The 5971-nt window shown below is 74.6% G+C and carries 3 protein-coding genes; 2 read left to right on the forward strand and 1 reads right to left on the reverse strand.

The window, feature by feature from the left end:
- Positions 1–1099, forward strand: a 1099-nt coding sequence (locus tag G3I42_RS14375; protein WP_164286007.1) for a (2Fe-2S)-binding protein, incomplete at its 5' end; no start/stop codon positions are given.
- The gene (locus tag G3I42_RS14380; protein WP_164286009.1) at positions 1096–3390 is read left to right on the forward strand and encodes a xanthine dehydrogenase family protein molybdopterin-binding subunit; all 2295 of its coding nucleotides are present in this window, start codon (positions 1096–1098) and stop codon (positions 3388–3390) included. The genes G3I42_RS14375 and G3I42_RS14380, both read left to right, overlap by 4 nt.
- A 105-nt stretch (positions 3391–3495) precedes the next feature.
- Here G3I42_RS14380 and G3I42_RS37585 read toward each other — a convergent pair whose 3' ends face one another.
- Positions 3496–5562, reverse strand: coding sequence for a hypothetical protein (locus G3I42_RS37585; RefSeq protein ID WP_275405252.1), 2067 nt, complete (start codon positions 5560–5562; stop codon positions 3496–3498).
- Positions 5563–5971 lie beyond the last annotated feature (409 nt).

Raw genomic sequence — 5971 nt, forward strand, 5'->3', positions numbered from 1 at the left:
CGCGCCCGGCGGGGAGGCGCCCGGCGGCGCGGGGGTGCCGGGGCCCCGGCAGGAGGCGGCGCCCGGGTACGTGCCGGGCGGGGCGGAGCCCGTGGCGGAACCGGAGGCGGCCGCCGGTCAGGAGGCGGTCGCCGGTCAGGAGGCCGGTCCCGAAGCCGCTCCGGAGGCCGAGGCCGCCGAGGATGCGCCCGAACCCGCGCCCGAGCCCGAGACGGCCACCGAACCCGCGCCCGAGCCCGCCGCGGAACCCGAACCGGAGCCCCAAGCCGTCACCGAAGTGGCCGCGTTGCCCCTTCCCGACGAGCACGCCCTCGCCTCCTACACGCTCTCCGTCAACGGCGTCGAACGGCCCGTCGAGGCCGCCTGGATCGGGGAGTCCCTGCTCTACGTGCTGCGCGAGCGGCTGGGACTCGCCGGGGCCAAGGACGGGTGCGCGCAAGGCGAGTGCGGGGCGTGCAACGTCCAGGTGGACGGACGGCTCGTCGCCTCGTGCCTCGTCCCGGCCGCGACGACCGCCGGGAGCGAGGTCCGTACCGTCGAAGGGCTCGCGCGCGACGGCGAACCCTCCGACGTGCAGCGCGCGCTCGCCGCGCACGGCGCCGTGCAGTGCGGGTTCTGCGTGCCCGGCATGGCGATGACCGTGCACGACCTGCTGGAGGGCAACCCGGCGCCGACCGTCCTGGAGACCCGGCAGGCGCTGTGCGGGAACCTCTGCCGCTGCTCCGGCTACCGGGGCGTGCTCGACGCCGTCCAGGACGTGGCCGCGAGCCGTCGCGAGGCGAGCGAGGAGCGGGCCGCGGCGAAGGAGGAGGCCGCCGAGGCCGAGCCACCCGCCGGGCAGCCCCACGCGCGGGTCCCGCACCAGCCGGGCCCCGTCGACCAGGAGCCGGCCGCGACCCCGCCCTACGGCACGGACCTCGGCGAGGCCGGTGGCACGTACGGCGCGGGCTTCGCGGTCCCGCCCGAAGGCCCGTACCCGCCGGAGGGCCCGTACCCGTCCGACGCCCCGTACCCCCCCGAGGGCCCCTACGAAGACCCCGGTCAGCACACCTACGGCGCCGGTGAGCACTTCGCGCCCCAGGACGGAGGCCAGGCATGAGCGAGTCGACCCTGGAGTCCCTGGAGAACCCGGTGGCCGAACCGGCCGAGGAGCGGCCCCCGTTCGGCCTCGGCACCTCGCTGCCGCCCGCCGAGCTGCGCACCAAGACCGAGGGCACCTTCCCGTACGCCGCCGACCTGTGGGCCGAGGGCCTGCTGTGGGCGGCCGTCCTGCGCTCCCCGCACGCGCACGCGCGCATTCTCGCGATCGACACCGCCGAGGCCCTGCGGATGCCGGGCGTGCGCGCGGTGCTCACGCACGAGGACCTGCCCCCGCACTCCTTCGGCGGCGAGCGGCCCGTCTTCGCCTCCGAGGTCGTACGCCACCACGGCGAGGCCATCGCCGCCGTCGCGGCCGACCACCCCGACACGGCGCGCATGGCGGCGGCGGCCGTCCAGGTCACGTACGAGACGCTCGACCCCGTCACCGACCCCGAGGAGTCCTTCGAGGCGGCCCCGCTGCACCCGGACGGGAACCTCGTGCGGCACATCCCGCTGCGCTCCGGCGACCCCGAGGCGGTCGGCGAGATCGTCGTGGACGGGCTCTACCGCATCGGCCGCCAGGACCCGGCGCCGATCGGGGCCGAGGCGGGGCTGGCCGTGCCGCGTCCGGACGGGGGCGTCGAGCTGTACACCGCGTCGACCGACCCGCACGGCGACCGCGACCTCGCCGCCGCCTGCTACGGGCTCAGCCCGGACCAGGTCAAGGTCGTCGTGACCGGCGTCCCCGGCGCGACGAGCGACCGCGAGGACCAGAGCTTCACGCTGCCGCTCGGGCTGCTCGCGATGCGCACCCAGTGCCCCGTCAAGCTCATCGCCTCGCGCGAGGACTCCTTCCTCGGCCACGCCCACCGCCACCCGACCCTGCTCCGCTACCGCCACCACGCCGACGCCGAGGGCCGCCTCGTCAAGGTCGAGGCGCAGATCCTCATGGACGCGGGCGCGTACGCGGGCAGTTCGGGCGAGGCGCTCGCCGCCGCCGTCTCCTTCGCCTGCGGCCCGTACGTCGTCCCGAACGCCTTCGTCGAGGGCTGGGTCGTACGGACCAACAACCCGCCCTCCGGGCACGTGCGCGGCGAGGGCGCGATGCAGGTGTGCGCCGCGTACGAGGCGCAGATGGACAAGCTCGCGAAGAAGCTCGGCGTCGACCCGGCGGAGCTGCGGCTGCGCAACGTCCTCGCGACCGGCGACGTCCTGCCGACCGGGCAGACCGTGACGTGCCCCGCGCCCGTCGCCGAACTCCTCGAAGCCGTACGGGACGAGGAGCTGCCCCCGCTCCCGAAGGACACCCCCGAGGACGAGTGGCTGCTGCCCGGCGGGCCCGAGGGCGCGGGCGATCCGGCGGCCGTGCGGCGCGGGGTCGGCTACGGGGTCGGCATGGTGCACATGCTCGGCGCGGAGGGCGCGGACGAGGTCGCCACGGCGACGGTGAAGATCCACGACGGCATGGCCACGGTCATCTGCGCGGCCGTCGAGACCGGGCAGGGCTTCTCGACGCTCGCGCGGCAGATCGTGCAGGACGTGCTCGGTGTCGAGGACGTGCGCGTCGCCGCCGTCGACACCGACCAGCCGCCCGCCGGGCCCGCGTGCCACGGCCGCCACACCTGGGTCTCCGGCGGGGCCGTCGAGCGCGCGGCCAAGATGGTCCGCACGCAACTCCTCCAGCCCCTCGCGCACACCTTCGGCATGTCCGCCGAACTCCTCCAGATCGCCGACGGCAAGATCACCAGCTACGACGGGGTGCTCTCCACGACGGTCGCGGAGACGCTGGAGGGCAAGGAGCTGTGGGCGACGGCGCAGTGCCGCCCCCACCCGACCGAGCCGCTCGACGCGGACGGCCAGGGCGACGCCTTCGTGGGGCTCGCCTTCTGCGCGGTGCGCGCGGTCGTGGACGTGGACATCGAACTGGGCGCGATCAGGGTCGTCGAGCTGACGCTCGCGCAGGACGTGGGCCGGGTCCTCAACCCGGCGCAGCTCCGGGCCCGGATCGAGGCCGGGGTGACGCAGGGCGTCGGCGCCGCGCTCACGGAGAACCTCCGTACCCCGCGCGGCCTCGTCCGCCACCCCGACCTGACGGGCTACCCGCTCCCGACCGCCCTCGACACGCCGGACATCCGCGTCGTCCGCCTGGTCGAGGAGCGCGACGTCATCGCCCCCTTCGGCGCGAAGGCCGCGAGCGCGGTCCCGGTCGTGACGACCCCGGCGGCGATCGCCTCGGCGGTCCGCGCGGCGACCGGACGGCTCGTGAACCGGCTGCCGATCAGGCCGCAGCAGGCGGTGGCGAACCCGTAGCGGGCGCTCCGGCGGTACGGGTGAGGGGCCCGGTCCTTGGGTGGACCGGGCCCCTCACGTGTCGGCCCGTCCCGGGGGCCTCACACGTCGTTCACGTCCGGACGGTCAGCCGCGGCGCAGCTTCTTGCGGCGGACCTGGTGGAGGACGAGGCCCGCGAGGACCGACGCGCCCGCGATGGCGAGGGCCGGGAGCCAGGTGGAGCCGGTGCTCGCCATGCCGCCGCCGCCCGGGGAGTGGGTCGGGGCGGGGTGCGGGCGCGCGGTGTCCGTGGGCACGGGCGTGGGGGTGGGTGTCGGGGTCGGCGTGGGCGTCGGGCTCGGGATCGGTTCGTAGAGCGCGGTCAGGACGACGTCGTTGGCCGGCATCGTGAAGGAGGAGTCGGGCGCGTCGGGGTCGAAGTCCTCCAGCGGGCCGCCCTCGTTGATCTCCCAGCCGGTGAAGCGCATGCCCTCGGCGGGCTCGTCGGCCCGCACCGTGACCTCGTCGTCGGCGTAGAACAGGCCGGTCGTGGCGCCGTCCGGCAGCGTGCCGTGGTGGACCGTCACGCGGTACGGGGACTCTTTCTCGCCCTCGATGTACCAGGTGCGGCCCCCGTTGTCGGCGTTCGGCTCGCTCTTCAGCACCGCCTCGCCGCGGAAGCTGTCGTTGACGATCCTGATCGGGTCCATGCGGAAGGCGTTCGCGTCACTGGCCGCCGCGGAGCGGACGAGGTTGATCCGGTCGCCGTTCCAGTTCTGGTTCAGATCGAGATCGATCGTGACGGGCGAGCCGGGGGCGCGCGGGGCCGCGGCGGGATGGGCGCGGAGGGCGGAGGGCAGGGCGCGGCCCGCGTTGCGCGAGGCGGAGGGGACGGCGCTGGTGGGGGCGGTGGGCGTGAGGGCGCTGGGGGCGGCGGAGGTGGGCGTGGGGCCGGGCTTGAGGGGGCGGGGCTTGGCGGGGGCGGGCTTCGTGGGGGCGGGCTTCGCGCGCGGAGCCGCGCTCGTCCCCTTACCGCTCCTGCCGTCCGGCAGCGTGTCCGGCTTGATGAGCGCCGCGCCGCCGATCGTCAGGAAGTTCTTGTCGGTGTCGGTGCTCGCGCTCATCGTGAGCGTGCCGCCGTCCGAGTACCAGTCGTTGCCGACCGTGGAGTGCAACTGGTCCGGTGACTCTGGGGAGTTGAGCCGTACCGTGCCCGCGTCCGTGAAGCTCACGGTGGACATCGTGGCGGGGCCCTTGATGTCGATGCGGTTGCCCGCGTTCACGTGCCAGTTGCGGCCGAAGTAGCTGGCCGGGTCGACCGCGAGGCGGCTGCCGTTCTCGAAGCGGATCGTGTCCATCTGGCCGGTGTTGGCCGTACCGACCCTGCCGAGGTACTCGGGCGCGGTCCAGTGGTCGAAGACGGTGTGCGCGCTGCCGGTGCCGGACTGGATGGCGCCGCGCAGGATCTGCCGCGAGAAGTCCTTGCCGAAGAAGGTGTCCGGGCCGATGTCCTTGAGGCGGACGGTCGAGGTGCCCTGGACGTAGGAGGTGCCGCGTCCGCCCGCGTAGATGTTGGTGCCGATGTGCCCGTCCGTGACGACGGTGTTCGCGTCCCCGGTCGTCCGGTTCGGCTGGATGCCGAGCGAGCCGGCGTTGCCGCCCCCGTAGACGCTGCCGCGGATGTCCGCGTCGTCGCTGATGAGGACGTTGGTGTTGCCCGTGACGTTCTGGTCCCTGGCGTAGCCGCCGCCGAAGACGCTGCCGCCCGCGGTGGAGTTCGTGCGCCAGGTGACCTTGCCGCCGCTGACGTGGACGTGCGTGTCGCCGATGACGTTGTTCGGCAGGCCGCCGCCGCCCGGACCGCCCTGCACCATGCCCTCGACGGTGCCGCCCTTGATGTCGACGTGCGTGTCCCCCGTGACGACGGCGCCGGACTGGCCGCCGCCGAGGACGTGCTGACGCACCAGCGTGACCTTGTCGCCGGGCTCGTACGTCGCCTCGTCGAAGATCTTCCCCTCGACGGTGACGTGGGTGTCGCCCTTGACGGTGCCGTTGTCGCCGCTGCCGCCGCCGTAGATCTCGGCCTGGCCGACCGTCTCGCCGGTGCCGATGACGGGCCCGATGAGGCCGGACCTCATGGTGACGCGGGTGTCCCCGGTCATGGGCGACTGCCCGCCGCCGAGAATCCAGCCGCGCACCCAGCCGTCGTTCATCTCGACGGAGGTGTTGCCGGTGAGCGGCCCGGTCTGGTTCCCGCCGGTCAGGAAGTACGCCTGGTAGCCGGTGCCGACCGTGCTCGTCGGGTCGGGCGTTTTGCCGTTGTACGTGAGGCGGGCGTTGCCGTCGAGGGGGCCGGCCTGGTTGCCCGCGAAGATGTTGTTGTGGCTGCGGGCCGTGGGGTCGACGGTGAGGTGCGTCGAGGTGAGCGGGGGCGTGATGTTGTTGCCGCCGCCGTAGACGATGTTGCCGGTGAAGTCGTACTTCCCGGCGGCCGGGTCGGCGGGCTGCGCGAGAGTGATCGGGGTGCCGTTGGCGTGCGGGTCGACGGGGGGCTCGGCGGCCCGCGCCTGGCCGCTCGCGGCGAGGGTGAGGGCGAGCGCCGTGGTGAGGAGCGCGGGGGCG

The sequence above is a fragment of the Streptomyces sp. SID11385 genome (genome assembly GCF_010548245.1).
GTDB lineage: Bacteria > Actinomycetota > Actinomycetes > Streptomycetales > Streptomycetaceae > Streptomyces.